We start from the raw sequence: 24,455 nt of genomic DNA on the forward strand, positions 1-24,455 counted from the left end.
GCTCGGACCAATATTTCGTCGTCCGAATTGAATAGCGCAGTAGATGAAGCGCCGCGATATGCCCGGTCAGTCGCGGAAACGAAAAAACCGCTGCAACGTCAACTCGAAGCCGTTTCTTGTAATACGAAACACCTTGGCAGATTTACTTGAGTGGCGCTAAATTTCGTCCTTGCCAAGCTGGCCCGTTTAGACCTCCTTAACCTTATGGGGATCCGCGATTCGCGGGTAGGGGACAGGGTTCAAATATGCCAGTGTTGGATAGTTCGGCGCAGGGTCTCGGCCGCTGCGGTGAGGCTGTGCGTGCGCGCTTTTCCATGCAAGCCTTCCGCCTTCTGCTGATGGTGGGTGGCGCCAGCGCAGCCCTTTTCGCAGGCAGCGGGCCCGCCGAAGCCGAGGGCCGCACCTTCGTGTGGAATGGCAACGAAAATCAGACCTCCTTTGCAAAGTCGGGCAATTGGGACCGGATCTGGGAGGAAGGTGGCCAGCCCGTTCTCGACGGCAATGGAAATCCGATCTACGAGCAGATCCCGGTTGTCGACGCCGAAAACGAACCGGTTTTCGAACTGGTTCCTGTGACGGACGAAGAGGGAAACCCCATCTTCGATGATGGGAATCCACGCTTCGAACAAGCGATGGACGAAGAGGGAGAGCCCATTTTTGACTCAGATGGAGTGCCGGTTCTGAGAAGAGAGCAAGTATATAACCCGGGCGCTCCCCTCCTCGTCGAGCCGCATTGGATGGAGGGGCCGCCGGACGGCCTGGACACCATGGTCGTTACCACCGGAACGCCCAACATCAGTTCCCAAGGCCTACACGTCCTCGACGTCAATCTAAGCGGTGGCGAGTTCATCTTTCGTAACAGCAAGTTCAACATCTCCACCTTCTACATAGACGGCACCCTGGATATTAGCGGCTCGGGCGCGGTGGAGATTGGTGAAGGCGCATTTGGAAAGAGCATTCTCACCGCCGCCAAGGTCAACATGTCGAGCGGCTCGGTGGGAGGCTGGCTCGATCCGGTTACCGGTACGCTGGGAGCCGGCCTGCTCGTCGTCACCGAGTCGATGGAGCAGTCGGGTGGCAAGGTGTCGGATATCGAAATCCAGACGCCGAGCTATGCTCTGTCGGGCGGCACGCTTTCGGCCAAGGTTGATTTCGAGACCGAGTTTACCCTGTCCGGCGACGGAACGGTGGAGGCGGCTGCCGTGCTCACGGGCGGCGAGGGTTCCACCATGTCCCAGTCCGGCGGCAGCATGGACGGCACCGTATCCGGCCTTGCCGGCTATACCCATTCGGGTGGCTCGATCGGCGGTGAAGTGACCACCGCGAGCTACGCCTTGACGGATTCGGCCGCGACCTCGGCGGGCGGTGTCATCACCGCTTCGGAACGCTTCGATCTCGCCCCGACGAGCGGAACGGCGATCGTCGAGGGCCGGCTTACGGGCGCTGGCGATCTCATCAAGTCCGGCGACTCCACCGTCGTGCTCGCCAATGGACAGAATGATTTCAGCGGAACCGTCGCGGTCAACGCCGGCACGCTCGAAGTGCTCGACGATGCGCTGCCCGACTATAGCGCCATCGCCGTCGCGGACGGCGCGACGCTGGTGATGAACACCAGCAACGACACCGTCTTCATGGGAACGATCGAAGGCGCGGCCGGCGAACTGGTCAAGGAGGGCGCGGCAACGCTGACCCTCGGCGGTGATGTTACGCTCGGCGGCCTCAATCTCAATGCGGGCCGGGTCGAGGTCGGAACCGGCACGTCCACCAATACGGTGTCGTTCGACTACGCCGTCGTCGACGAGGGAACCACGCTGCATGTCGCCACCGGCGCGACGCTCACGATCCGCATCCCCAACAACCTGGTCAATAACGGCACCTTCATTAACGATGGCACCGTCCATGACGACCTCGCCAATACCGGGCCCTTCGTCAACAACGGCACCTACAACGCCAAGGTGCTGAGCAACACCGATTCGATCGACAACAATGCCGACGGCGTCTGGACCGGCGATATCCTGAGCAACGCCAATCGCATCAGCAACAATGTCGGTGCAAGCTGGTCGGGTAACGTCCAGGCCAATAGCGGCACCTTGTACAACCATGGCGAATGGTCCGGCGATGTTGTCAAGAATTCCGGCTCGATCAACAATTTCGGCGGCATCTGGACGGGTGACATCCGGACCAATAACGGCCAGATCGCCAACAACGAGAGCGGTAGCTGGGTCGGCGATGTGCTTGGCAACAACAACGCCATCTTCAACATGGCGGGTAGCGAGTGGAACGGCGACGTTGTCGGAAGTGGCAGCAGCAGTAATACAAATGCCCAGATCATCAATCGCGGCGAATGGAACGGGACTGTCAAAGGCAATTCCGGCCTGCTGTTCAATGACGGAGGGGTTTGGGAAGGCGATGTCTCGGCCAATGCCGGCAGCGTCCTGAATCTGGACGGAACGTGGAAGGGCGACGTTCTGACCAATAAGGGCGTCATCGGCAACCGGGACGGCGCTACCTGGACCGGCAACGTCGCCGGCAATACCGGTTCCATCGACAACGATTCCGGCAGCACCTGGACCGGAAGCGTCTCCAATCAGGGCGGGGTCACCAACTACGCCACCGCAACCTGGAACGGCGATGTCGTCGCCAATAGCGGCTCGCTCTCCAACCAGGGCCAATGGGCCGGCGACGTGCTGAGCAGCGAGAGCCAGGTCGCCAACGAGCTTGGCGGCACCTGGACCGGCGACATCCGTGGCAACAACAACGCCATCTTCAACATGGCCGGCAGCGCCTGGAACGGCAATGTCGTCGCCAATGAGGGTGGCAGCAACCAGCATACCCAGATCGTCAATCGCGGCGTCTGGACGGGCGATGTGCAGACCAATGCCAGGGCCATCTACAATGAAGAGGGTGGCATCTGGAACGGCAATGTCCTCGCCAACGCGGGCATTATCGGAACCGACAGCATCTGGAACGGCAACTTCACCAGTGCCGGACGGGTCTACGCGGAAGGCGAGATCCATGGATTCTTCAACAATAGCGGGCGGTTGAACGTCGTCGGTTCGCTTTCCGGCATTACCAGCCTCACCAATACCGGCACGCTCAGCCTGCAAGGCAACGGCGCTTCCCAGATATTGACCGTCGGCGCTGCCAATTTCGGCGACGGTTCGTATTTCGACATTGATGTCGATGCGACAGGCGCCAATGACAAGCTGATCGCGGGCACGGCGTCCGTGGACGGCACGGTCCGCGTATCGGCCGGCACGATGGCCGGTCCGTATGACCCGCTTACGGTCTACACGATCGTGTCCGCCACTTCGGTCACCGGAACGTTCGACGACGTCACGACCGACCTCGCCTTCCTGACCCCGATCCTTCGCTATGACGACACGACGGTGCAACTGGGCCTCGACCGCAACGATGTCCGCTTCGCGCAAGCGGGCCGCACGGCCAACCAGCGCGCCGCCGCGGGCGGGGTCGAATCGCTCGGCATTGGCAATGAAGTCCACGACGCCATGCTGTGGCTGACCCAGGAGCAGGCGGCCAAGGCTTTCGACAGCGTGTCGGGCGAGGCTTATGCCTCCTTCGAGAGCGTCTCGATCCAATCCGCCGCCGTGCTCGCCGACCTGCTGACCGCCCGGCTCGATCGCACCTTCGACGCGCTCGACGAGGACCGGCCGATCCTGGTCAGCGCCTATGCCGAGGCTCCTTCCATGCCTTCCGCCCTCGCTTCCGGCGCGGCGCGCCAGGGCGGCGGCTGGATCGCGGCCTATGGCGCAACGGCCAATCTGCCCGGCGACGGCAATGCGGCCGCCGTCGATTCGACGATGGGCGGCGTTGCCGGCGGCTTCGACGGGTCCGTCGGCGACTGGCGGATGGGCGCGATGCTGCATGTCGGGCGCACCAGCGCCGAGGTTGACGATCGCAGCACCTCGGGCGACAGCACCGATTACGGTGCGGGTCTTTATGGCGGAAGGCAGTGGGGCGCCACCCGCCTGTCGCTCGGCGCGGCCTATACGCGGCATGATTGGGACACCAGCCGCAACGTCGGCTTCCCCGGCTTCTCCGACAGCCTGTCGGCCGATTATTCGACCGGAACGGCGCAGGCCTTCGGCAAGCTCTCGCATGCCTTTGATCTTGGCGTCGCGTCGCTGGTGCCCTATGCGAGCCTCGCCTATGTCAACCAGTCTGCCGATGCCTTCCGGGAGACCGGCGGAGCGGCTGCGCTGGAAAGCAAGGCGGATGCGATCGACGCCACCTTCACCACGCTGGGCCTCGGCGGTCGCCGCGAGTTCCTCCTCGGCGACAGGCTGATGACCGCCAAGGCGGCCGTGGGCTGGAGGCATGCCTATTCTGACACGGCTGGCGTCACCCAGGCGCTGGCCGGCGGCGACAGCTTCTTCCTCGTCGGTGCGTCGGTTCCCCGCGACATGGCGGTGCTGAATGCCGGGTTGAACCTCAACTTCACCCCCGACACGACGATCGGTCTGGCCTATGACGGCCAGGTCGGCAGCGACGGCGCCCAGACCCACGCGCTCAAGGGCGCCTGGGCGACGCAGTTCTGATCACCGCGCCGGACAGGGCGGGTGGTCTTGGTCGACTGATCCTGGCTGCGCGAAGCGTTCCGCGCAGCCAGGATCGGCACGAGCGGTTCCGCGTATTCCGACGCAAAGGATAGCGATCTCCAGCGACCCGGCTTGGCTGCGCTGTCCGCCTGAGGTGGGGCGAGGCCGGATGGCTGCATGGAACCTCAGTCGCCAACCCTTTAAAAAAGACGGGGGCCGAAGCCCCCGTCTCGTTGCTGGTGCGGAGATCAGTTGCCCGTCGGCATCGGAATGTCGATGCCGTCCTTGGCGAGCTGATCCCTGACCCACTGGAACTGCTGATATTTGGATATCTCGATCGGTCCTGAATAGCTGGCGCTCTGCAGCTTGCGTGGCGGGTACTTCACGTAGGTCTGCATCAGATCCTTGATGGCCGCGCTGATCGTGACCATCGTCCAGGTGCGCTCGGTATAGTTATTCATGAAGATGTCGTAGCGCTCCTGCGGGTCCTGCCAGAGGTCGAAGACCTGGGGCACGGTGGCGACATATTTCTCGGCGCCCTTCCAGCCGAGATTGCTGTCGACGGCGAGCCCGCCGGTCTGGGCGCCATCATCGCCGCGCAAGTTGAACACAGCCTTGTAATTGCCGACGCGAGCCGCTCCCGGCGTCAGCTCGTTCTCGGTGAAATAGAACCATTCCGTGCGCTCCGATTTTCCGGTGCCCTTCAGGATCGGGGTCATGTCGTAGCTATCGAAGATGATCGGCTGGTCCTCGCGATCCTTGTCCGGCAGCGGCACGCCGGCGGCGGCGGCGAAGGTGGCCATCAGGTCGAGTCCGCCGACGATGTCGTGGCTCTTGCTGCGCGGCTTGATCTGGCCAGGCCACACGGCAATCGCCGGAACGCGATTGCCGCCTTCGCGAACCGTGCCCTTGGTGCCGCGGAACGGCGTATAGCCGGCGTCGGGATAGACATCCTGCCAGGCGCCATTGTCGGTCGTGTAGAAAACCAGCGTATTCTTGTCCATGCCGGTCTCGTGGAGCTTGTCCATGATGCGGCCGATGCGCGTATCCAGCTCAACGACGCTGTCGGCATATTTCGATTTCGACATCGACTTATGCTCGAACTCCGGCGCCGGCATGTTCGGCTGGTGCACCTTCATGAAGTTGACGCTGATGAAAAATGGCGTGTCCGGCTTGGTCGCCGCGTCGTCGAGGAAACCAAGCGCGGCCTTTTCGACATAGCTGTCGAAGAAGGGAATGCCGACCACGCCTTCCTTGCCGTCGATCGTCGGGGTGTCGACATACTGGCCGTTGATTTTGAACTCCTCGACAACCGGTCCTCCGGCATTACCCGACAGGGCGCCCTTGGTCACCCGCTGGAACATGGCCCGCAGCTTGGGGTCCATGTCGGGGAACCAGGTCGGATCGCCATAGGTGTAGGCATTGAGGTGATAGAGGCCGCAATACTTCATCACGTCGAAGCCCTGGGCGTTCGGCAGGGCATAGTCCGCTTCGCCGAGATGCCACTTGCCGGTGAAGTAGGTGCCGTATCCGCCCCGCTTCAGTACCGAGGCCAGGGTCCACTCGGCCGCCGGCAGTCCGCCGCCCTCGCCCTGGAAGGCGACCGTCGTCATGCCGCTGCGGTTCGGGATGCGCCCCGTCATCATCGCGGCGCGTCCGGGCGTGCAACTGGGCTGGGCATAGAAGGAGTAGAAGGTCATGCCGCTATCGGCGAGCTTGTCGATATTGGGTGTCGGCATGCCGCGGCCTTCGCCGCCGCCATAGGGTCCGAGATCTCCATAACCGGTGTCGTCGGAAACGATCATGAGGATATTCGGTTTGCTGGTCTGGGCGGATGCTTCCCAAGAGGTAAGTGCTGTCACCGCTAATAGGGCGACGCCTATTTTTGACAGTTTCATTCCTATTCTCCCTGATGCAGCAAGAATCCTCCGGGTAATCCGGAAAATCTATTTTATGGGATGCGAAATGGGGAGTGTTATTTTCAACATTACGTAGATGTTCTCCCGTCGACGACAGTAGCGCGGCCTTGGCCAGTCGCCAAGGTGGCGGGCGATGAACAAATCGCGGGCGACGTCGTTGCATCCCGTTCCTGGCGGGGGTCATGGCGCGATCCGCGATAGAGCGGCGGCGGGCCTGAGCTACCAGCCTGCCGCCTCGGCAGGATCGGATGCGATGCGGGTTCCGTCCTATCGGGGCTTGACCTTCCAAAGTATCAAGGACTCCGGTGCCGTGCTCTGGCACGATCTGATGGCCGGCCATTCGGTTGAGGCGCTCGTCGATCTGGCCGGGGAAAATGCCGAGCTGGCTGCCGGGATCGCGCGCTTCGCCGACGAAGTGGTGAACTGCGGCCTGATGCGCCCGACCACCGAGGCGCCGGTTCCCAGCGGCCCCGCCGCGACTGCCGCACAAGCCGCGACCATGACGGCTCCGGCGCTGGAGTCGTTCGGCGACATGCAGGATCTGCTGCTGCTCGATCCTGTGCATGAGGTCGACGAGGAGATGGGCTGGCCGAAGGCGCAGGACTAGCTACGGAGCCTCAGCAGACCTTGGGAGTGTGCGTCGTTGATATCGAGTCAGCGAGCCATTCCCGATGGAGCTTCCAGTACCCGTCCCTCCATTGACCGCGCGGACCTCACCGGAGCGCATTATCGCGGTGACAAAAATCTAGCCGAATGTGAACTGCGGTTGGCAGACACCCAGATTTCAACGCGCCCTAGTCGGATTCCAGGCCCATTTCATAGAGAGCCGCGCTGGGCGTTGCGAGCGGCGAGGAAAGGGTGAGCTTCAAGGCGCTGCCGTAAAACAGCGGCGGGGCCATGGCCTGAGCCAGTTCCACGACCCGTGCCTGCAACTCCCCCACCTTCTCCGGATGGTGGATCGACACGTCCTGGGTCTCGCCGGGATCGGCATCGAGGTCAAACAACTCGATCTTGGGCGGAAGCACTGCCTGCCAGAGCAGCTTCCATTGCCCGTGCCGAACCGCACCCTGCGTCGGCTCGATATTGTAGACCAGCTCGGTGCGGACCGTGCTTCCGGAGGTAAGCGTCGGCCAGACGTCCTGGCCGTCCAGTGTCTTGGAGGCGGACAGGTCGGCGCCAGCCAGTTTCGCGAGCGTCGGCAGCATATCGACGACGTGCAGGGCCGCGTCGACTTCGGCCGGCGGGATCTGGCCTGGCCAGTTCGCCAGCCCCACGACCCGCGTGCCGCCCTCGTACAACGTGCCCTTGCCTTCGCGGTAGGGTGCGTTGCTGGCGGGAAGATCGCCCGACACGGCGCTCTCGCCGGCAAACATCTTCGAACGGGTTCCGCCATTATCGGAATGGAACACGATCAGCGTCTTCTCCCGCATGCCATGCGTTTCGAGCGCTTTCACGACGTCGCCGATCTGCTCGTCCATCGCGGTGATCATCGCGGCGTAGGCGCGGCGCGATGGATCCTCGATCGAGGCATACATATCGAGAAAGCGGTCCGGCGCCTGGAAGGGCGTGTGCGGCGCGGTGAAAGCCAGATAGAGGAAGAGCGGCTGGCTGGGATCATGCCCCGCGATCCGCCGCACGGCTTCGGCGCCGAACAGCTCCGTATCGTAGCCTTCTTCCTCGACCAGCTTGTTGTCGCGGTACCAGTCGGTCACCCCATGCGCTTCATGCTTGAAGTGATCGATCTCGCCCACGAGCGGCCCGTAGAAGCTGTCGAAGCCGCGCTGCCGCGGCCAGTACTTTTGATCCGCATGGCCAAGATGCCACTTGCCGACCAGGGCGGTGGTGTAGCCCGCCTGACGTAGCGCCTGCGGCAGCAGAAACTCGTCCGTCGCGAGGCCGTAGCTGCCGCCCGAGGGGATCACACCGGTCTGCAGGCCGTAGCGTAGGGGATAGCGGCCCGTCATCAGAGCGGCGCGGGTCGGGGTGCACATGCACTGCGTGTAGAGTTGATGCAGCTTCGCCCCCCCGGCGGCGAGCTTGTCGAGATTGGGCGTGCGGATGTCCGAGCCGTGGAAGCCGACATCCGCGAAGCCGAGGTCGTCGGCCAGGATGTAGAGGATGTGGGGGCGCGTCGCCCCGGCTGCGCGGGCCTGGCCGGCGAGCAGCGACAGCCCTGCCATCGCGGCGAGGAAAGCGCCGCCGCCGGCCATCACATCCCGGCGGCTGGGGGACGAGGCGTTGGCGGGCTGCACGCGTTGGGCTGACTTCTGCATCGGCGTTCACCTTCGGGACGAGAGGGTGCGAAAAGGGCGTGGCCAATTGCCGTAGAGAATAGGCTGGCTGTGCTCAATTGCCATTTCGCGCCAAGGCGGCGCGCCGATAGGCGAGCGGGGTGATGCCCTCCCAGCGCCGGAAGGCGCGGACGAAATGGGCGGGATCGCTGTAGCCGAGCGACCTGGAAATCGTGCCGACAGGCAGCGCCGGGTCGCCCAGTTGAGCGCGGGCAAGGCTGCGCCGCCAATCATCCACCAAGGCTTCAAACGATGTGCCGGAGGCGAGCAGCCGTCGCTGAAGGCTGCGCGGGGCAATACCGAGGCTGCGGGACGCGTCCACCAGCGACAGCGTTCCCGCCAGTGCGGCGCTGGAAAAGATGCGCTCCAGCGCTATCGCCAGCGTCGCGTCCTGGTTCCAGTCCGGGCTGTCGATGATGGCCTCGCCAGTCTCCTCGGCCAGCCGCGGACCTGCCAAGAAGGGATTGGGCCGGTCGAGCCACCCGGCATCGAAGCTCACCGAAATGCCGACACCACTGCCGAAGGAGACGCCGGCTCCGAGCTTTTCCTCATACAGTCGGCTCGAGGCTCTCGGTCGATGAGGAAGCGTGATTTGCGCGTCGCTCCCTTCCGCGCCTGCGATGGCGCGGAGCGCAGCCAGCACGAAGGCGGCAATGCCCTCATTCAGTACGCCGGCATGCGCGGCATCGCTGTTGGCCAGCGCATGTCGCCAATGAGCGCGTCCATCGCTTTCGTCGAGCCCCATACGCACGCCCCCCTGCAGGGTCGGCATGTGGCGGGCGTGCAAGATCAGGCACTCGCGCAATGTCCGCCCCCCGAACAGCGCCCGCCCGGACAGCCCAAGCCTTGCCGGGTCAGCCGATGCCGCAAGGTCGAGCCCGATCGTCGCCTCGCCCGACCGGCGCGACAGCTCGTTCAAGAGCGAGCACACTTGGCTTCGGGTCGCGACAAGGCCTGTGTGCGAAAGTGCATCCCGGGCCAGGCCGGCCCTTGCAAGAAGGTCATCGAGCGGCAGCCCCCTGCGCTCCGCCATAGCGGGTAGCATGTGGACCAGCGACAGGCTGACCGAGTTTCGATCCCACATTCACGACGACCCCATCGACTCCGCGCAAGCCTGCGGCGGCAACAGGAGCATAGTACATGCGATGCCGCTACGTCAGGAGGGTCGTGGTTGGGCCTTGGTCGGGGAAGCCGCGAGCATCTCGCGGATCTTGAGCGCCAGCTGCTCTAGATTGAAGGGCTTCGTGATCATGTCCATGCCGTCTGCAAGGAAGGCGTCCTTGTTGACCGCGTTGGCGGCGTAGCCCGTGATGAACAGCACCTTGAGGCCGGGAAGGATGTCACGCGCAACGTCCGCCAGCTGCCGGCCGTTCATGCCGGGCAGGCCGACATCGGAAATCATCAGGTCGATGGCGCCATTCTGGCGGAGCTTGGCGATCGCCATGTCGGCATTGATCGCCTCGACCGCGCTATAGCCGAGATCCTGCAGCACCTCGACCACCAGCAAACGGACGGACGGATCGTCCTCGACGACCAGAACGCGTTCGCCGGCACCGGCCGGAACCAGCGCGCCGTCTGGAATGTCCGGGGTGCTGTCGGCGAGGCTCCGGGGCAGGTAGAGCGTGATCGCCGTGCCTTGCCCCAGCTTGCTTTCGATCTCGACGCCACCGCCGGATTGCTGGGCGAATCCGTAGACCATCGACAGGCCAAGACCCGTTCCCTGTCCGATCGGCTTGGTCGTGAAGAAGGGCTCGAACACCTTTTCGAGAATCTCAGCGGACATGCCGGTCCCGGTATCGCGCACCGTGATCGCAACGAAGTCCTGCGTCTCCTGACCTCGGCGGGAAAGGCTGGGAACGTCGCCCGGCGCCAGGGTGACGTTGCGGGTATCGACGCTCAACTGTCCGCCATCGGGCATGGCGTCCCGGGCATTGATGGCGAGATTCAGCAGGGCGTTTTCCAGCTGGTTCAAATCGGTGGTGGCAGCCCAGCAATCCGGCGCCGGACGGATCAGCAGTTCGATCTGCTCGCTGAGGCTTCGGTCGAACAGGTCGCGCATGTCGGTGATGAGCTGCCGGACATCGACGGGCTTCTGGTCAAGCGGCTGGCGGCGCGAGAAGGCGAGCAGCCGATGGGTCAGCCCGGCGGCGCGTTGCGCCGAACCGGTGGCGGCGTCCATGAACCGGTCGAGACCCTCGAGCCTCCCCGAAGCCAGGCGACGCTTGATGATATCGAGCGCGCCCATGATGCCGGTGAGCATGTTGTTGAAGTCATGGGCGATGCCGCCGGTCAATTGGCCGACAGCCTCCATCTTCTGGCTCTGGCGGAGCTGAGCTTCGGCCTCCCGCAGCGCGCTTTCCTGTTCCTTCTCCACGGTGATGTGCCGTCCGTAGAGATAGATCGTTTCATTCTCCCGCGAAGCTGCCCAGGAAACCCAGCGCGGCGTGCCGTCCGCATGCGTCACCCGACTTTCGAAGGACGCGCTGCCCCGGCCGAGCGTCTCGGCGATACTGCTTTCGACGAGGACCGCGTCCTCGGGCGCGGAAAGCTGCGAAATGAGCTTGCCGACGATGTTGGAATTCTCGGTGCCGAGGATCGCCGACCAGGCCGGGTTGGCGTCGAGAAGCCGGCCGCGCCGGTCGGCAACCGCGAGCATGTCGCGGGAGTTCCGCCAGATGCGGTCGCGGTCGCGGGTCCGTTCGCGTACGCTCTCCGACAGGCCCTCGTTGAGGCGCTTCAGCCGGGCTTCGTTCTGTTTCGACGTGGTGATGTCGTAGATGACGCCGATATAGCGCAGGCCCGGGCCGGAGAGATCACGGACATATTCGCCGCGGCGCGCGAGCCAGCGGTCTTCGCCGGTATCGGCGCGCGTGATGCGGAACTCGATATTGGCGCTCAGCTTCGGCTGATCGTAATGGATCAGCTCGATGATCGGCAGGTCGTCGGGGTGGACGAGCCGGTTGACCGTGGTGACAGGCAGGATCGGCGTCGGGTGCAGGCCGAGAAGCCGGCAGAACTGCTCGGAGACCGTCACGGTGCCGAAGCCCTGGGCGTGCTCGAACGTGCCGATCTCGCCTGCCGACTGCGCGATGCGGAGCTGTTCCTGGATGCGCCGCTGCTCGGTAATGTCGACGAGGTCGCCGATGAACATCAGCGGTTCGTCATCTTCGGAAAGAATGGCCCGGCCATTGGCGTGGACCCAGCGCATGGTGCCGTCTGCCTTGAGCAGGCGATAGTCCTTCGAGAAGACTTCGGCGCCCGCGAGGATGCCGGCGACCGCCAGGCGGATGCGCTTGTAGTCGTCGGGTGCGATGTTGGCGAAGAAGCGGCTGGTGGGAACGCCTTCGGCGAGTTCGACCGGATCCTGCGATGTCAGGGCGGCAAAGCGCGCGTCGCCGGTCAGGCGGTTCGCGCGGATGTCCCATTGCCATCCGCCGGTCGCCCCCGCGGCATCGAGCATGAGGTTCAGGCGATGCTTCGCGTCGCGGATTTCGCAATTCAGCCGCAGCAGTTCGGCGGAAAGCTCGTCGCGCAAGCCGCCCGTATCGCCGGTGTCCTCACGATCGAAGGCCGGGTCGTTTGCCATCAATCGGCATCTTTCGTCACGCGCTCGATGAAGTCGGCAATGAGCAGTTTCAACGAAGCCATGGAGGGCAGGTCCATCAGCATCGCGATATAGCCGCGGATGTCGCGGTCCTGGATCGAGAAATTGATGTAGAGGAACAGGACCAGCGCCTCCTTGGGTCCGCCGTCCGTTGTCGAGAAAAGCTCGTCACCGCTGCCGCGCACGATCTGCGGCAGGGACATCTTCAGCGACTGCTTCAGCATGTTGGCCATGGTGCCAAGGCAATTGTTGAGTATGACGTTGCCCGTCTCGGACAGAGCCTCGCTTTCCATCTCCAGCACCTGCTGGGCGCTGACATCGTCGCCCATGACGGCGCTGGCCAATTCCAGGCTCTTGGTCTCCGGAAAGATGAGCAAGGCGCGCCCGGAAAAGGCGCCCTCGAACTCCTGCTTGATGGCGACGAGTTTCTCGCTCTCGCGCTGGCCGATCAGGGAGGCAGCGGCGGCATGCGTGACGATCTCGACGGCGGGAACGGACAGCAGAACCTGGCGCCCAACCATCTTGCGCAGGCTCGAGGCTGCGCGGCTGACGCCGATGTTGACGACCTCGGTCAGGGCATCGCGCTCGAGTTCGTCCAGGCTGATATCCGTATCGCTCATCAACGCGCCTGCTTGAGGCGCAGGGCTGCCCCTGCGAGAAATCCGGACATGCCGTCTTCCGTCACCGGCTTGCTGACGAACGTCGCATTGACGTCGCGGGCACGCGAGATGACCTCGTCCTGAATATTGGCCGTGATGATGGCGATCGGCATGTCGGCGTGCGACTTGCGCAATTCGGCCGCCAGTTCGAGCCCGTCGCGTCCCGGCATGTTGAAATCCAGCACCGCGACGTCGATCTGCCTCTCTCCAACCAGTTCCAGCGCCTCATCAGCGTTACTTGCTTCGACGCGGGTCCAGTCAGGCTGGAGCGCTGCGATGGTCTTGCCGGCGACGATGCGTGCGAGCTTGCTGTCATCGACGACGAGGATGGTAACCGTCATTCTCAGGTTCCAGATTGCAGGTGTGATGATGTTCGATTGTTCCTCTTTTTAAGGAACACCGTCGGGTATGTCTTCATGGTGCCGGATCATTTCGTCGGATCTGAGGGAGAATGAACTGAGCCGAAAACGGATCCGGCGCCTCGCCCTCGACATCGGGGCGTAAGGCCAGCAGCACCTGCCAGAGGGATGTATGGACCCGCTCGGCGGCGAGCACAACGCGGCTTTCCGGCGCGGCATGAAGCGCTGCCAGCAGCGTCTCCGCCTCCTCGACGCCGCATCGACCAGTCAGCCGGATCTCCATTCCTTCCACGGCAACCGTCATGATAGCAGCGCCTCCAGGTTCAGCACGATGACGATCCGGCCGTCGCCGACCACGGCCGTGCCCAGAATGCTGTTGGCATGCTTCAGCAGGCCAGAGGGCGGTCGAAGCAAGGTCTCGAAGCGTTCCCCGATACTGTCGACTACGAGGCCGACCACGGTGGCTCCCAGTTCCAGCACCAGCATCAGCTCGTTCGGCCGGGGCGGGGTGGGGGTGCCCAGGATGTCGCCGAGCCGCAGCACGGGAAGGGTGCGGTTGCGGAGCACATAGGCCTCGCCGGCGCGGACCTTCACGAGCGCGTCGGACGGTATGCGGAGCGTTTCCGCGACCGCTTCCAGCGGAATGCCATAGGCTTCGCCGGAGCTGGAGACCACCAGGATGCGGCTCATGGAGAAGCCGGTGGGAAGGGACAGCGTGATCGTCGTTCCCGCTCCGACCGTGCTGGCGATGGCGACCTTGCCGCCCAGGCGCCGCACCGCCGTCCGTACCGCATCCATGCCGACGCCCCGCCCGGAAAGGTCCGTGACGCTTTCCGAAGTCGAAAAGCCGGGGGCGAACAGCAGGTCCAGGATGGCGGTTCCGTCCAGGCTCTCGGCAGCCTCGCGCGGGATCAGGCCACGCGCCAGCGCCGTGGCGCGGATCTGCTCGGGCTCGATTCCGCGACCATCGTCGGCGACCTGCAGTTCGATGCGGTGGCCGACCTGCCGGGCCGTGACCGAGATCCGGCCCTTGGCGGGTTTGCCGGCGATCCGCCTCTGCTCCTCCGTCTCGATGCCGTGGTCGACCGCGTTTCGAAGCATGTGCAGCAGCGGCTCGTACAGGCCATCGACGATGCTCTTGTCGGCCTCGATCTCGCTGCCGGAGACGTCGAGTTGCAGCGGCTTGCCGGTCTGTCCGGAAATCTCGCGCGCGAGGCGCGGCAGGCGGCGCAGCGTATCGCCGAGCGGAACCATGCGAACGTCGGTCGTGGCGCGCTGCAGCCGGTTGATCAGGCGGGTGAGGTCCTGTTGGGCGGTCGCGATATTGCGGGAAAGCGGCAGCCCTCCGGCGAGCGCCTGCGCCTCGGCGACGAGGGCGGACATGCCGTTCTTGGCGGCGAGCACTTCGCCAACGAGCGTCACGATGTCATCGATCCGCGCAAGATCGACGCGGATCGTTCGTGCGCTCGGCTCGACAGGTTCCGGCGGGGGCGCCGGCTGCGCGGCCAGTCGCGCCTGGACGATGGCGATCTGGTCGGGAATGAGACGGAACACCGCTTCGATATCCGCCCGCTTCGCCGTCGAGATCGCCTCGAAGATCAGATTGCTGCGGAAAGGGTTCATCTCCGTCGGCGCTGGCCATTCGTCGCGCGTCAGGATCCGCGCGAAGACGATCTGCGGCACGGCGGCCAGCAGCGTCACCGGATCATCGCCGTTGAAGAAGCACTGCGGCGTCGGCGCGTAACGAAAGGCTACCGCATCCGCGCCTTGGCCCGTCGGATGGGCCTCGAAAAGGCTCGCGGCCCAGGGCGGAACCGGCCCGGAGGTAAGCGAAGGCGGGACCGCGGAAGCGGAGGCGGATGCCTTGGACCCGAGGGCGCGAACCAGTTCCGCGCTTTCCTCCTGAGCCTTGGCGCCGAGCGAGCCGGTCTGCTCCAGATCCCGGACGCAGCGGTCGACCCATTCGACGACCGCGAACATCGGATCGATCCGGCTGGGATCGAGTTCGGCGTCTTCCTTCTTCGCAAGCCCCAGCACATCCTCGGCGGCGTGCAGCGCGCTCTGCATCGGGGCGAGATCGAAGAGGCCGACCGATCCCTTGAGAGTGTGAATGGCGCGGAAGGCGCTGTCCAGCCTGGCGCGGTCGCCCGGCTCGCGCTCCAGCGCGAGCAGATCCTCCGCCGCCTGCTGCGTGAGTTCCGCCGCCTCGATGACGAACTGGGCCAGGAGATCGTCCACTCAGTTTCCCCGCGCGCGACGGTAGACGACAGCGTCCTCGAACCGGGCAACCTCGAACCGCTGGGAGATCCGGTTCATGGATTCGGTATGCCCCAGGCAGAGATATCCTCCCGGCAGCAGCGCATCATAGAGATGGTCGACGGTCCGCCGGCGCGATTCATCGTCGAAATAGATCAGCACGTTGCGGCAGAAGATGATGTCGAACGCGCCTTCGGACGCCATGGACTGGGCGTCGATCAGGTTGGCGGGGCGGAAGCTGACGGATTCGCGCAGGTCCTGGATGATCCGCCATCGGTCCCCGCCGGCGCGCTCGAAATAGCGTTGCCGGAGATCGTCCGACAGGCGGGAAACGGAACGCTTGCCGTATTCGCCGAGGCTCGCATCCTTCAGCACGACGCTGTCGATATCCGAACCGACGATCTCGACATTGTAGGCATCGACGAGGTGCCAGTTCTCCAGCAGCCAGATCGCGATCGAATAGGGTTCTTCGCCCGTGGAGCAGGGAACGGACCAGATACGGATGCGGTCGCCCGGCATCTTGTCACGGATGCGGTCCGGCAGCAGCGAGGCGCTCAGGCAGCGAAGCTGGTGTTCCTCGCGGTAGAAATAGGTTTCGTTGACCGTGAAGCGGTTGATCAGGTGCTCCGCCTCATTGGGGTCGCTGAGGAGAAGATTGAAATAGGATCCGAAGGACACGGCGCCCGTCGCGGCAACGCGGTCCGCAGCGCGTCGGTCGATGTAGTATCGCTTTGTCTCGCCGAAGAGCATCCCGGTGCGCCGGTACAGGAAATCGCAAAGCCGCAGCAGATCGGCTGTCGAAAGGTATCGCGAATCTTCGCCTGTGGTCATCGCGCCAGCTCCATCAGGCGCTCGCCAATACGCGGCAGTTCGACGACATCGACCGCGCCATCCAGCTTCACGAGCTCTCCGGGCATTCCCCATACGACGGCGCTCTGCTTGGCCTCGGCAATCGTATGGCCGCCGCGCGATCGCAATTCGGCCATCGTCGCCGCCCCGTCATTGCCCATGCCGGTCATGAGCAGTCCGACGAGCCGGCTGGCGGTCACATGCTCCATGGCGCTGCGCACCATGCGGTCGACGCTGGGATGCCACCGGTGCTCCGGATCGGCGGGCATGGCGATGGCGGTGAGCACCTTGTTGCGGCGGGTCAGGACGACATCCGCATCGCCCCGGCCAATATAGACATGCCCGGCTTCCAGGGGCGTCGGCTTCGTCACCTCGACGACCGAAACCGCGCAAAGCTTGTCGAGCCGGCGCGCCAGCGGGCCGGTGAACGAGACCGGCATGTGCTGGGCTACGACGACCGGCCACGGGAAATCGCCCGGCAGGCCGGACAGCACGGCATCGAGCGCCGGCGGGCCCCCGGTCGAACAGCCGATCAGCACCACGCAGTCGTCCGAAAGCTGGAAATCCGCCTTCGATGCGACGGGGCGGGCTGACTGCGAGGACCGCGCCGCGTGACTCTCGGCCCGAAACCGGACGCGTTCGGCCAGGCGTCGGCTTCGCGGCACCCTGGCGGCTGCCGCGGCGCGGACGCGCTCGACGATCAGCGGCGCCAGTTCGTCGGCATGCAGCGAGATCGTGCCCTGCGGCTTCGGAATGAAGTCGATCGCGCCCATTTCAAGCGCCCGCAGCGTCTCGTCCGCGCCATCCTCGGTCAGGGCGGAGACCATCACGACGGGGCAGGGGTGTTCGACCATGATGCGATCGAGACAGGCGAGGCCGTCCATCCTGGGCATCGTGATATCGAGGGTGACGACGTGGGGGGCGAAATCGCGGATCATGTCCAGCGCCTCCGCGCCATCGCGCGCCGAGGCGATCTCGAAGTCGGGTTCAGCCTCGAAGATCCGGCCCAGGAAGCGGCGCATCAAGGCGGAATCGTCGACAATCAGGAGGCGGATCACGACGGTTGTGCCGTGTCGGCTGTCGGCTGGAAGCGCTTGAGAAGGTCCCGCTCGGCCCTGTCCAGCAGTTCCTTCGGATCGACGAGGAGGATCATCGCGCCGTCGTCGCCCCGAGTGGTGACCCGGTCGAAGATCTGGCCGCCATTTCCCGGCAAGCTGGGCGCCGGCCTGATGGCGGAGGTTGGCACCATCAGGATCTCCGAGACGGAATCGACGATGAAGCCGGCCTGCAGCTTGTCGATCGTCACCACGATGACGCGCGGCCGCTTCGCCCCGAGGCCCCCCGCCGCCTGGAAGCGCATGCGCTGGTCGATCACCGGAACCGCCTTGCCCCGGATGTTGATCACGCCGGCGATGAAGTCCGGCGCGTTGGGAACGCGGGAAATCGCGTTGGGCAGTTGGACGATCTCGTCGACCGACTCGATCGGCAGGCCGAAGACGTCGTCGCCGACAGCGAAGACGAGGAAGCGCTGGTCCGGGTCGGCGGCGCGATGGTCCGGCATGTCGGTCTCCCTGACGCCCTGGCCCGCCAACGCCGCGCGGACCTCGCGGTTTCGAAACAGGCGCGCCGGCGTCAGGATCGAGATCAGCGGCCGACGGCCGTCACCCCGAGCGATCGCGTCAATCTCCGCATCGCCGGTTCCGCGCTGGAGGATCGCCGGAACGGGATCGATGGAGGTCTCGGGAACCCGAACGACGCCAGTCAGCAGCCCGGAAACCAGTCCGATACGCTCATCTCCGAAATGGACCACAACGACGTGCCGCGTCTCACCGAGAGCCTCGGCAAGGCCGAGCAGCGCCGCGAGCGAAACCAGCGGGACGACATCCTCCCGAAGGACGATCATGCCGACGGACGTCGCCGCCCCCTTCGGCAGTCCGGTGACCTCGGCCGGCAGCTTCAGGACCTCGGCAACATTTTCCAGCGGCAGGGCGAAGTGCTGTCCGGACAGGCGGAATGACAGCAGCGCACGCGTGTCCCCGTCAGCCTCGGTCTCCCTGTGCGGGTCCGCGGGCTGGCTGGCCGCACGATGGGGCAGCGGGGCAGCTTCGAAGAATTGGGCAGCCAGCAGTTCGGCGACATCGAGCGACTGCGCCGCAGAAGCCTTGCCGGATGTCAGCTGGCGGACGTCATCGATAAGAAGCGCGACCGCGCCGTGCTCGTCATAAACGACAACCCTGGTTTCCCGGGATGGCGCCGGCGCGCCGCCCTTGGTCGAAGGCACCAACCCGCTCAGGCGGATGACGGGGATGGCCAACCCATGAAAATTCATCAGGCCCGCCAGGGCCGGCAAGCTGTTTGGAACGCGCGTAATCGCAGGCCGACGCCCGACCTCGAGCACCTTTTCCGCTGGAAGCAGATAGTCGCGGCCATCGATGACGACGGTCAGCTTGCGTCCGGCCTCGCTGGCTATGCGAGCCTTTGCCCCCGCCATTAGCTGGCCGCCAGCTGCAACTCGTCGGCGAGCGACGCAATTTCCTCGATCGCGGCGGCAAGGTCCTCGGCCGCGCGCGACTGCTCCTTGGCAGCCGTGCTGGCCGTGATCGCCGCCGCGCTTGCTTCCTGGGCCGCGGTCGCGATCTGCAGGGTCCCGGACTGCACTTCCCGCACCGCGGCGAGGGCAAGCTGGGCCTGGCCAAGCATCTCGTCGCTGCCTTTGGCGATCGCGGCGATATCGCGCTCGACGCTCTTCATGCGCTCGATCACCGCCGCATTCTTGCTTCGCTCGTTTCCGGCGACTTCCAGGACCATCTCGAGATCATGGCGCATGGTGGCGATCTGCAGTTGCATCAGCCGCACGACGTCCTTGACGCCCTCGATATAGTCGCTGCCTTCCTGGGCGAGCTTGCGAATGTCGCTGGAGACCTGCGCGAAACCCCGGCCGGCTTCGCCGGACCTGGCGGCCTCGATCGACCCCGACACTGAAAGCATGCTCGTCTGGACCGATACCAGGACGATCCGGTCGATGCTTTTCTCGATGTTTCGCGAGACGTCCGCCAGCGAGTTCAGCACGTCGAGTGAAATCTGCGTCCCGTCCAAGGTCGCCGCGAAGTTCCCGCTGATCTCTTCCAGCGCGGTCTGCGTCTTGGCCGAGAGCGACGCGATCGAACGGGCCCGCTCGATGGCGAGGCGCGTTGCTTTTTCCGACTGGTCGAGCGTCTTCTCGACGGACTGCAGCGCCGCATTCGATTGCTGCGTCGCTGCCGCCTGGGCCTGGGCGCCTCGGCCGATCTGGTCGATCGCGATCAGGATTTCCGCGGCGGCGCCGGCGAGTTCCTGAACTGTGGCCGACAGTTCCTCGGCCGCGGCGCTGAGCTGCTCCCGCCCGCTGGCCGCGGAGCCCTGTCCGTGCAGGTCCTCGGCCAGGACGGCCAGGGACTGGGCGGCCTCCTGGCTCTGGTCCAAGGCCTGGCTCTGCTGCTGGACCGATCGCTGGGCCTGCGCCACGGCCGCGGACTGTTGCTCGGCGGCGCTGGCCACGAGTTCCGAACCGCGGCCGGCCTCGCGAACGGCGACGTCCGCCTCGATTGCGGAGGCGAGGATCTTCTGGCTGCTGTCGGAAAGCGCCCCGAGATCATCGCGCATGGCGGAAAGATGGTCGGTGATGGAACGGGCCGTCACCGTCTGGCGCTGGGCGGTGCTCGCCGCGCCGCGGATCTGCTCGGCGAGCGTCTGTACCTCTCGCTGGATGCTGGTGGACTGCCCCTCAATGTCGCGGGCTGTCCGCTCCGCCACTTCGGCCAGGGCGCGGACCTCGTCGGCAACCACGGCGAATCCCTTGCCGACATCGCCGGCGCGGGCGGCTTCGATCGCCGCATTCAGGGCGAGCAGGTTCGTGCGGTCCGAAATGTCCGCCACCATCTGCGTCGTTGCGCCGATGCCGGCCGCCTGCTTCTCCAGCCGCACCGCGATATCCACCGAAGCGAGCTGGCGCGTGGAGGCCGTGACGAGGGAGGTGATGGCGTCCTCGATCTGGGCCGCACTTTCCAGCGCGGCGGCATGCAGGGCATCCGTCTTGCGCCGCGAGGTCTCTGCGGAATCGCGAACCCGGGAGAACGTCGCCCCCAGCATCTCGACGGCGCCCTGGGACTCCTGGGCCGCTCCGGCCGCTTCCTCGGCACCCGCCGAGATCTGCTCCAGCGACTGGCGCAGCTGTTGAGCCGCCGCCGCGGCCTCGGTCATCCCGCTCGCCAATTCCTCGGTCGCGGCGCCGATCCGCTCGGCCACCTTCTGCTGGCGGACCCGGGCCCGGTCCTGGGATCGACGCGCTGCGGCGCCCTTGGTCTCGGGGGCGGCCACTGCCGCCGACGGGGCCGGCGCGTCGGCGCGCTTCGCGATCTCGGACGTCTTCACCAGCACCATGTCATTTTCCTAAACGGCCCCTTGCACGCGGCCAGTTTCAACCCGTTCCGGCGAAGTGTAGCCGGGCGCATCCAGTCCACCAAGCCGGCGTCTAGGCGCCTTTTCTCAGTGAAAAACGATTGCCCAGCGTCGCGTCGATCCCCTCCACGAGCTCGGCAAAATCAAAGGGTTTGGCGAGAATCCGGTGGCCGCGATACTGCGCCGGCAGAGCCTGGCTGCCGAAGCCCGACGCGAAGAGAAAGGGAATGTCGCGCTGCAAGAGAGCTTCCGCGACCGGGAAGGAGGACTGCGCGCCAAGGCTGACGTCGAGTATGGCGAAGTCGACATCCTCGGTGGCGGCAAGAACGAGTGCCTTCTCCAGAGTCGCCGCGCTAGCAACGAGATCACAGCCCGCGTCGAGAAGATACTCTTCCAGAAGCATGAGAATGATCGGTTCGTCCTCAATGACGAGGACTCTTGGCCTTACACCCGACACGAAATACCCCGGCCCCCAACTATCCTCGCGGCGCTTCAACCGGCTCGAAAGCGTTTGGTTCCACGACGAGCGCGATTTTTCTTTGAGCGACCCCGTTTGAGCGGAGAAGGCGCCGCAACCGACCCCCTGCTCGGGCATCCGGTTGAGGGCAGGCGCGATGCTGCAGCCTCATTCGCCTGTCGCAGCCAAGCGCAATGGCGGCAAGCCGGGGTCTATTCCCTTTTCGGCTCGAAGGTCAATTATTACCCGGGTAATAATTGACCTCACCATTTTACCCGGATATAACCACGCCGATCAAATTCTTCAGCAAGAGCCGGGCGGAATGGGACGATGCGCTTCGTGAAAGCCAACGGGATCGATGTGGCCTATGACAGTTTCGGCAACGACGGGGATCTGCCGATCCTGCTGATTGCCGGGCTGGGTACTCAGAGGATCCGATGGACGGCGCCGTTCTGCCAAGCGCTGGCAGGGCGAGGCTATCGCGCAATCCGGTTCGACAATCGCGACGCTGGAGGCTCGACCCATTTTCCGCAGTACGCGAAACCGGATTTCGCCGCGCTGGCGGCTGCACTTAGGTCGGGACAGCGACCCGACGTTCCCTATACCCTTTATGACATGGCCGCAGACGCCATCGGTTTGCTCGATGAGCTCGCCATCGACCGCGCGCACGTGGTGGGGCGATCGATGGGCGGCATGATCGCGCAGATCATGGCGAGCGAGCATCCGGAGCGGATACTGTCCTTGACGTCGATCATGTCGACCACGGGCAATCCAGCACTTCCACAAGCTGAGCCCGACGTCATGGCGATGATGATGCGGCCCGCGCCAGATCCCGCCCTGGACGAGGCTGGGTTTCTCGCTCACAGCCTTGCCTTCGCGCGCCGCATTGCCGGCAAGCACCCTTTCGACGAGGAGGCTCATGATCTTCTCGTCCTGGAAGAGGTTCGCCGTGCCTACGATCCCGGCGGCAGCGGACGGCAAATTGCCGCGATGGCCGTGGCCGGTGACCGGCGTTCCCGTCTGGCGACCGTCACGGCACCGACGCTCGTCATTCATGGAACCGACGATCCCCTCATCTCGCCGGCAGGCGGCCTGGACACGGCCGCCTCGATCCCGAACGCGGATCTCCTGTTGATCGACGGCATGGGGCATGATTTGCCGCCCGCGCTCTATGGACAGGTTATCGAGGCGATTGACCGCACTGTCCGACGGGCATCTGAGAACTAGAGCGGGAAACCCTCTCGCAGTTGCCGCTAGTTACCCCGGCCCGGCGTGCCGTTCAGGATCGTGCCGCCGGCGTCGCCATGGCCCTAGGGCCCGGAGACAAAACATTGGGATGAAGGGCTTCTGCGCAAGGTGTGATAGGGTGACCCCGTCGAGCCAGCCCATCTGGCGGCTTGGCGTCGTTGCCGAGTAATGACTTGCTTCGCAAGTCTCCGGCCCTCGAGGGCCACCTATGTCCCCCAGCGCGCATTTTGAAGCGGCAAGCACTCTTGCGGTCGTGGTGTCATCCAACGAACCGCTTCTTTTCCTGACCGACGACTTGACCATCATCGCTGGGAGCACGTCGTTTTGCCGGACATTCGGGATCGATCCCGCGTCAATTCCCGGCAGACAGCTGGGCCAGTTAGGCAGCGGCGAATGGGCTATGCCCAAGCTTGACCTGTTGCTGAAGGCCACTGCCTCGGGAAGCGTTCAGGTAGAAGCCTACGAAATCGACCTGGTGCGGCCCAATCAGAAAACCCGGCAGTTGGTCGTCAACGCGCGCACGCTCGATGACGGGGACGTCGACCATATCCGTCTCCTTCTCGCCGTCACCGACGTGACCGATGCCCGGGCCGAAGCGCGACTGAAAGATGATCTGGTTCGCGACAAGGCGATGCTGCTTCAGGAAGTTCAGCATCGGGTCGCCAACAGCCTTCAGATCATTGCGAGCGTGCTCATGCAGAACGCCCGTCGGGTCTTGTCAGAAGAGGCGCGTGGCCACCTTCAGAACGCCCATCATCGCGTTATGTCTATCGCTGCCCTGCAGCCAATTGTCCATGTCCGGCGCCAGTGACGTTGAGGTCCGCAACTATTTCAATCAGCTTTGCCAAAGCCTCGGCGCATCCATGATTGCCGACCCGGATCGCCTTTCGATCCAGGTTACGGTCGATGACAGTCGCGTCACGGCTGATGTGTCCGTGAGCCTGGGGCTTATCGTGACCGAACTCGTCATCAACGCCCTCAAGCACGCATTTCCTGACGAGCGAGTTGGAACGATTAGGGTCGACTATCAGAGTTCTGGACAGGACTGGACGCTTTCCGTCGTCGACGACGGCATCGGCATGCCCTCAGGTGACGACGCACCCAAAGCGGGATTGGGCAGTGGCATCGTCGAGGCCTTGGCGAAAAACATGCTTGGGGAAATCCAGGTCACCAATGCCGACCCTGGCACGAAGGTCTCCATCAGCCATGTGGAAAGCGCCGGCATCAAAGCCGACCTTCCCGCCGCCGCCTAGCAAGCATTTTGTGCAAGGTCTTGGGCTCCCCATCTACAATCACTCGAGTGAGCAATGAATAACGGCAAAGCTGTCGTGCTCGTGGTCGAAGACAGCGCGATCATTCGATTGGGCGCGGTCGATCTCGTGCTCGCTGCGGGCTACGTGGCCCTTCAGGCGTCCAATGCGGACGAGGCAATTGCTATCCTCGGATCCCGGCAGGATATCGATCTGGTGTTCACCGACGTGCAGATGCCCGGCACCATGGACGGGATCAAGCTTTCCCACTACATCCGAAAGCGCTGGCCTCCCGTAAGGCTGATTGTCGCCTCCGGCGCCGCCATTCTCGAGGAGAGCAGCTTGCCAGGGGGCAGCCGGTTTTTCTCCAAGCCATACGATGATCACTCCATCACTCTCGCAATGGCTCTACTGCTGTCGGGCGAGATACCGGATGGCTCGACGGCCTAGCCGCTCACCCGACGGATCCCAGATAAGGGAAACCGCACTGCCGGGCCGCTCGTTCTGCGCCGCGCAGGCGCTCGGCATGCGGCGGATACAGGCAGCCTCGTTGCCGGCAAAGCCGCC

Annotated in this window: 18 protein-coding genes and 1 pseudogene; 5 read left to right on the forward strand and 14 right to left on the reverse strand. The window is 64.5% G+C overall.

What is annotated here, in order from left to right:
• Positions 1 to 239: 239 nt before the first annotated feature.
• Positions 240 to 629 carry a hypothetical protein gene (locus ABIE08_RS19875; RefSeq protein ID WP_354553566.1) on the reverse strand — a complete coding sequence of 130 codons (390 nt, stop codon included), beginning with the start codon at positions 627 to 629 and terminating at the stop codon, positions 240 to 242.
• Between the two features lie 138 nt (positions 630 to 767).
• Here ABIE08_RS19875 and ABIE08_RS19880 point away from each other — a divergent pair, with 138 nt between their 5' ends.
• On the forward strand, positions 768 to 4,559 hold the full coding sequence (locus ABIE08_RS19880; protein WP_354553567.1) for an autotransporter domain-containing protein: 3,792 nt from the start codon (positions 768 to 770) through the stop codon (positions 4,557 to 4,559).
• A 248-nt stretch (positions 4,560 to 4,807) separates the two neighbouring features.
• On the opposite strand, the gene ABIE08_RS19885 is transcribed toward ABIE08_RS19880, so the two are convergent.
• A complete protein-coding gene (locus tag ABIE08_RS19885) occupies positions 4,808 to 6,496 on the reverse strand; it encodes an arylsulfatase (RefSeq protein WP_436409588.1) in 1,689 nt (562 codons plus the stop codon).
• A gap of 115 nt (positions 6,497 to 6,611) precedes the next feature.
• On the opposite strand from ABIE08_RS19885, the gene ABIE08_RS19890 reads away from it, so the two are divergent.
• Complete coding sequence (locus ABIE08_RS19890; protein WP_354553569.1) at positions 6,612 to 7,085, forward strand: hypothetical protein; 474 nt, start codon at positions 6,612 to 6,614, stop codon at positions 7,083 to 7,085.
• A gap of 187 nt (positions 7,086 to 7,272) precedes the next feature.
• Here ABIE08_RS19890 and ABIE08_RS19895 read toward each other — a convergent pair whose 3' ends face one another.
• The 12 genes from ABIE08_RS19895 to ABIE08_RS19950 form a co-directional block, all read right to left on the reverse strand.
• Positions 7,273 to 8,688, reverse strand: a complete 1,416-nt coding sequence (locus ABIE08_RS19895; RefSeq protein ID WP_354553570.1) for an arylsulfatase B — start codon at positions 8,686 to 8,688, stop codon at positions 7,273 to 7,275.
• A 136-nt stretch (positions 8,689 to 8,824) separates the two neighbouring features.
• Complete coding sequence (locus tag ABIE08_RS19900; RefSeq protein WP_354553571.1) at positions 8,825 to 9,853, reverse strand: helix-turn-helix transcriptional regulator; 1,029 nt, start codon at positions 9,851 to 9,853, stop codon at positions 8,825 to 8,827.
• Positions 9,854 to 9,925: 72 nt separating this feature from the next.
• Positions 9,926 to 12,355, reverse strand: coding sequence for a PAS domain-containing protein (locus tag ABIE08_RS19905; protein WP_354553572.1), 2,430 nt, complete (start codon positions 12,353 to 12,355; stop codon positions 9,926 to 9,928).
• A complete protein-coding gene (locus tag ABIE08_RS19910) occupies positions 12,355 to 12,993 on the reverse strand; it encodes a chemotaxis protein CheX (protein WP_354553573.1) in 639 nt (212 codons plus the stop codon). The genes ABIE08_RS19905 and ABIE08_RS19910 overlap by 1 nt, the downstream gene beginning before the upstream one ends.
• The gene (locus ABIE08_RS19915) at positions 12,993 to 13,373 is read right to left on the reverse strand and encodes a response regulator transcription factor (protein ID WP_354553574.1); all 381 of its coding nucleotides are present in this window, start codon (positions 13,371 to 13,373) and stop codon (positions 12,993 to 12,995) included. Before ABIE08_RS19915 ends, ABIE08_RS19910 begins: the two co-directional genes overlap by 1 nt.
• 73 nt (positions 13,374 to 13,446) lie before the next feature.
• Complete coding sequence (locus tag ABIE08_RS19920; RefSeq protein WP_354553575.1) at positions 13,447 to 13,695, reverse strand: hypothetical protein; 249 nt, start codon at positions 13,693 to 13,695, stop codon at positions 13,447 to 13,449.
• On the reverse strand, positions 13,692 to 15,629 hold the full coding sequence (locus ABIE08_RS19925; protein WP_354553576.1) for a chemotaxis protein CheA: 1,938 nt from the start codon (positions 15,627 to 15,629) through the stop codon (positions 13,692 to 13,694). The genes ABIE08_RS19920 and ABIE08_RS19925 overlap by 4 nt, the downstream gene beginning before the upstream one ends.
• Entirely contained in the window at positions 15,630 to 16,478 is an 849-nt protein-coding gene (locus tag ABIE08_RS19930) for a CheR family methyltransferase (RefSeq protein WP_354553577.1), read from the reverse strand. It abuts the gene before it with no gap.
• Positions 16,475 to 17,554, reverse strand: coding sequence for a chemotaxis-specific protein-glutamate methyltransferase CheB (gene cheB, locus ABIE08_RS19935; RefSeq protein WP_354553578.1), 1,080 nt, complete (start codon positions 17,552 to 17,554; stop codon positions 16,475 to 16,477). Before cheB ends, ABIE08_RS19930 begins: the two co-directional genes overlap by 4 nt.
• Positions 17,551 to 18,987 (reverse strand): chemotaxis protein CheW, encoded by a 1,437-nt coding sequence (locus ABIE08_RS19940; RefSeq protein WP_354553579.1) that lies wholly within the window; start codon positions 18,985 to 18,987, stop codon positions 17,551 to 17,553. Before ABIE08_RS19940 ends, cheB begins: the two co-directional genes overlap by 4 nt.
• Complete coding sequence (locus ABIE08_RS19945) at positions 18,987 to 20,915, reverse strand: methyl-accepting chemotaxis protein (protein ID WP_354553580.1); 1,929 nt, start codon at positions 20,913 to 20,915, stop codon at positions 18,987 to 18,989. Before ABIE08_RS19945 ends, ABIE08_RS19940 begins: the two co-directional genes overlap by 1 nt.
• Before the next feature lie 91 nt (positions 20,916 to 21,006).
• A complete protein-coding gene (locus tag ABIE08_RS19950; protein ID WP_354553581.1) occupies positions 21,007 to 21,528 on the reverse strand; it encodes a response regulator in 522 nt (173 codons plus the stop codon).
• 192 nt (positions 21,529 to 21,720) lie between these two features.
• Here ABIE08_RS19950 and ABIE08_RS19955 point away from each other — a divergent pair, with 192 nt between their 5' ends.
• The 3 genes and pseudogenes from ABIE08_RS19955 to ABIE08_RS19965 all read left to right on the forward strand — a co-directional run bounded on the left by ABIE08_RS19955 (position 21,721) and on the right by ABIE08_RS19965 (position 24,338).
• Complete coding sequence (locus ABIE08_RS19955; protein WP_354553582.1) at positions 21,721 to 22,617, forward strand: alpha/beta fold hydrolase; 897 nt, start codon at positions 21,721 to 21,723, stop codon at positions 22,615 to 22,617.
• Between the two features lie 229 nt (positions 22,618 to 22,846).
• Positions 22,847 to 23,891: pseudogene (locus tag ABIE08_RS19960) on the forward strand (sensor histidine kinase).
• A 54-nt stretch (positions 23,892 to 23,945) separates the two neighbouring features.
• On the forward strand, positions 23,946 to 24,338 hold the full coding sequence (locus tag ABIE08_RS19965; protein ID WP_354553583.1) for a response regulator: 393 nt from the start codon (positions 23,946 to 23,948) through the stop codon (positions 24,336 to 24,338).
• The last annotated feature ends 117 nt before the right edge of the window (positions 24,339 to 24,455 follow it).

Origin of the sequence: Kaistia defluvii (assembly GCF_040548815.1) — a bacterium.
GTDB lineage: Bacteria > Pseudomonadota > Alphaproteobacteria > Rhizobiales > Kaistiaceae > Kaistia > Kaistia defluvii_A.

What these genes read in the sequence shown, in the direction of transcription:
- ABIE08_RS19965 (WP_354553583.1), top strand. Translation starts at nt 23,946, where the DNA reads ATGAATAACGGCAAAGCTGTCGTGCTCGTGGTCGAAGACAGCGCGATC.
- ABIE08_RS19880 (WP_354553567.1), top strand. Translation starts at nt 768, where the DNA reads ATGGTCGTTACCACCGGAACGCCCAACATCAGTTCCCAAGGCCTACAC.
- ABIE08_RS19890 (WP_354553569.1), top strand. Translation starts at nt 6,612, where the DNA reads ATGAACAAATCGCGGGCGACGTCGTTGCATCCCGTTCCTGGCGGGGGT.
- ABIE08_RS19910 (WP_354553573.1), bottom strand. Translation starts at nt 12,993, where the DNA reads ATGAGCGATACGGATATCAGCCTGGACGAACTCGAGCGCGATGCCCTG.
- ABIE08_RS19940 (WP_354553579.1), bottom strand. Translation starts at nt 18,987, where the DNA reads ATGGCGGGGGCAAAGGCTCGCATAGCCAGCGAGGCCGGACGCAAGCTG.
- ABIE08_RS19945 (WP_354553580.1), bottom strand. Translation starts at nt 20,915, where the DNA reads ATGGTGCTGGTGAAGACGTCCGAGATCGCGAAGCGCGCCGACGCGCCG.
- ABIE08_RS19915 (WP_354553574.1), bottom strand. Translation starts at nt 13,373, where the DNA reads ATGACGGTTACCATCCTCGTCGTCGATGACAGCAAGCTCGCACGCATC.
- ABIE08_RS19950 (WP_354553581.1), bottom strand. Translation starts at nt 21,528, where the DNA reads ATGCCCGAGCAGGGGGTCGGTTGCGGCGCCTTCTCCGCTCAAACGGGG.
- ABIE08_RS19955 (WP_354553582.1), top strand. Translation starts at nt 21,721, where the DNA reads ATGCGCTTCGTGAAAGCCAACGGGATCGATGTGGCCTATGACAGTTTC.
- ABIE08_RS19930 (WP_354553577.1), bottom strand. Translation starts at nt 16,478, where the DNA reads ATGACCACAGGCGAAGATTCGCGATACCTTTCGACAGCCGATCTGCTG.
- ABIE08_RS19900 (WP_354553571.1), bottom strand. Translation starts at nt 9,853, where the DNA reads ATGTGGGATCGAAACTCGGTCAGCCTGTCGCTGGTCCACATGCTACCC.
- ABIE08_RS19920 (WP_354553575.1), bottom strand. Translation starts at nt 13,695, where the DNA reads ATGACGGTTGCCGTGGAAGGAATGGAGATCCGGCTGACTGGTCGATGC.
- ABIE08_RS19895 (WP_354553570.1), bottom strand. Translation starts at nt 8,688, where the DNA reads ATGGCCGGCGGCGGCGCTTTCCTCGCCGCGATGGCAGGGCTGTCGCTG.
- ABIE08_RS19905 (WP_354553572.1), bottom strand. Translation starts at nt 12,355, where the DNA reads ATGGCAAACGACCCGGCCTTCGATCGTGAGGACACCGGCGATACGGGC.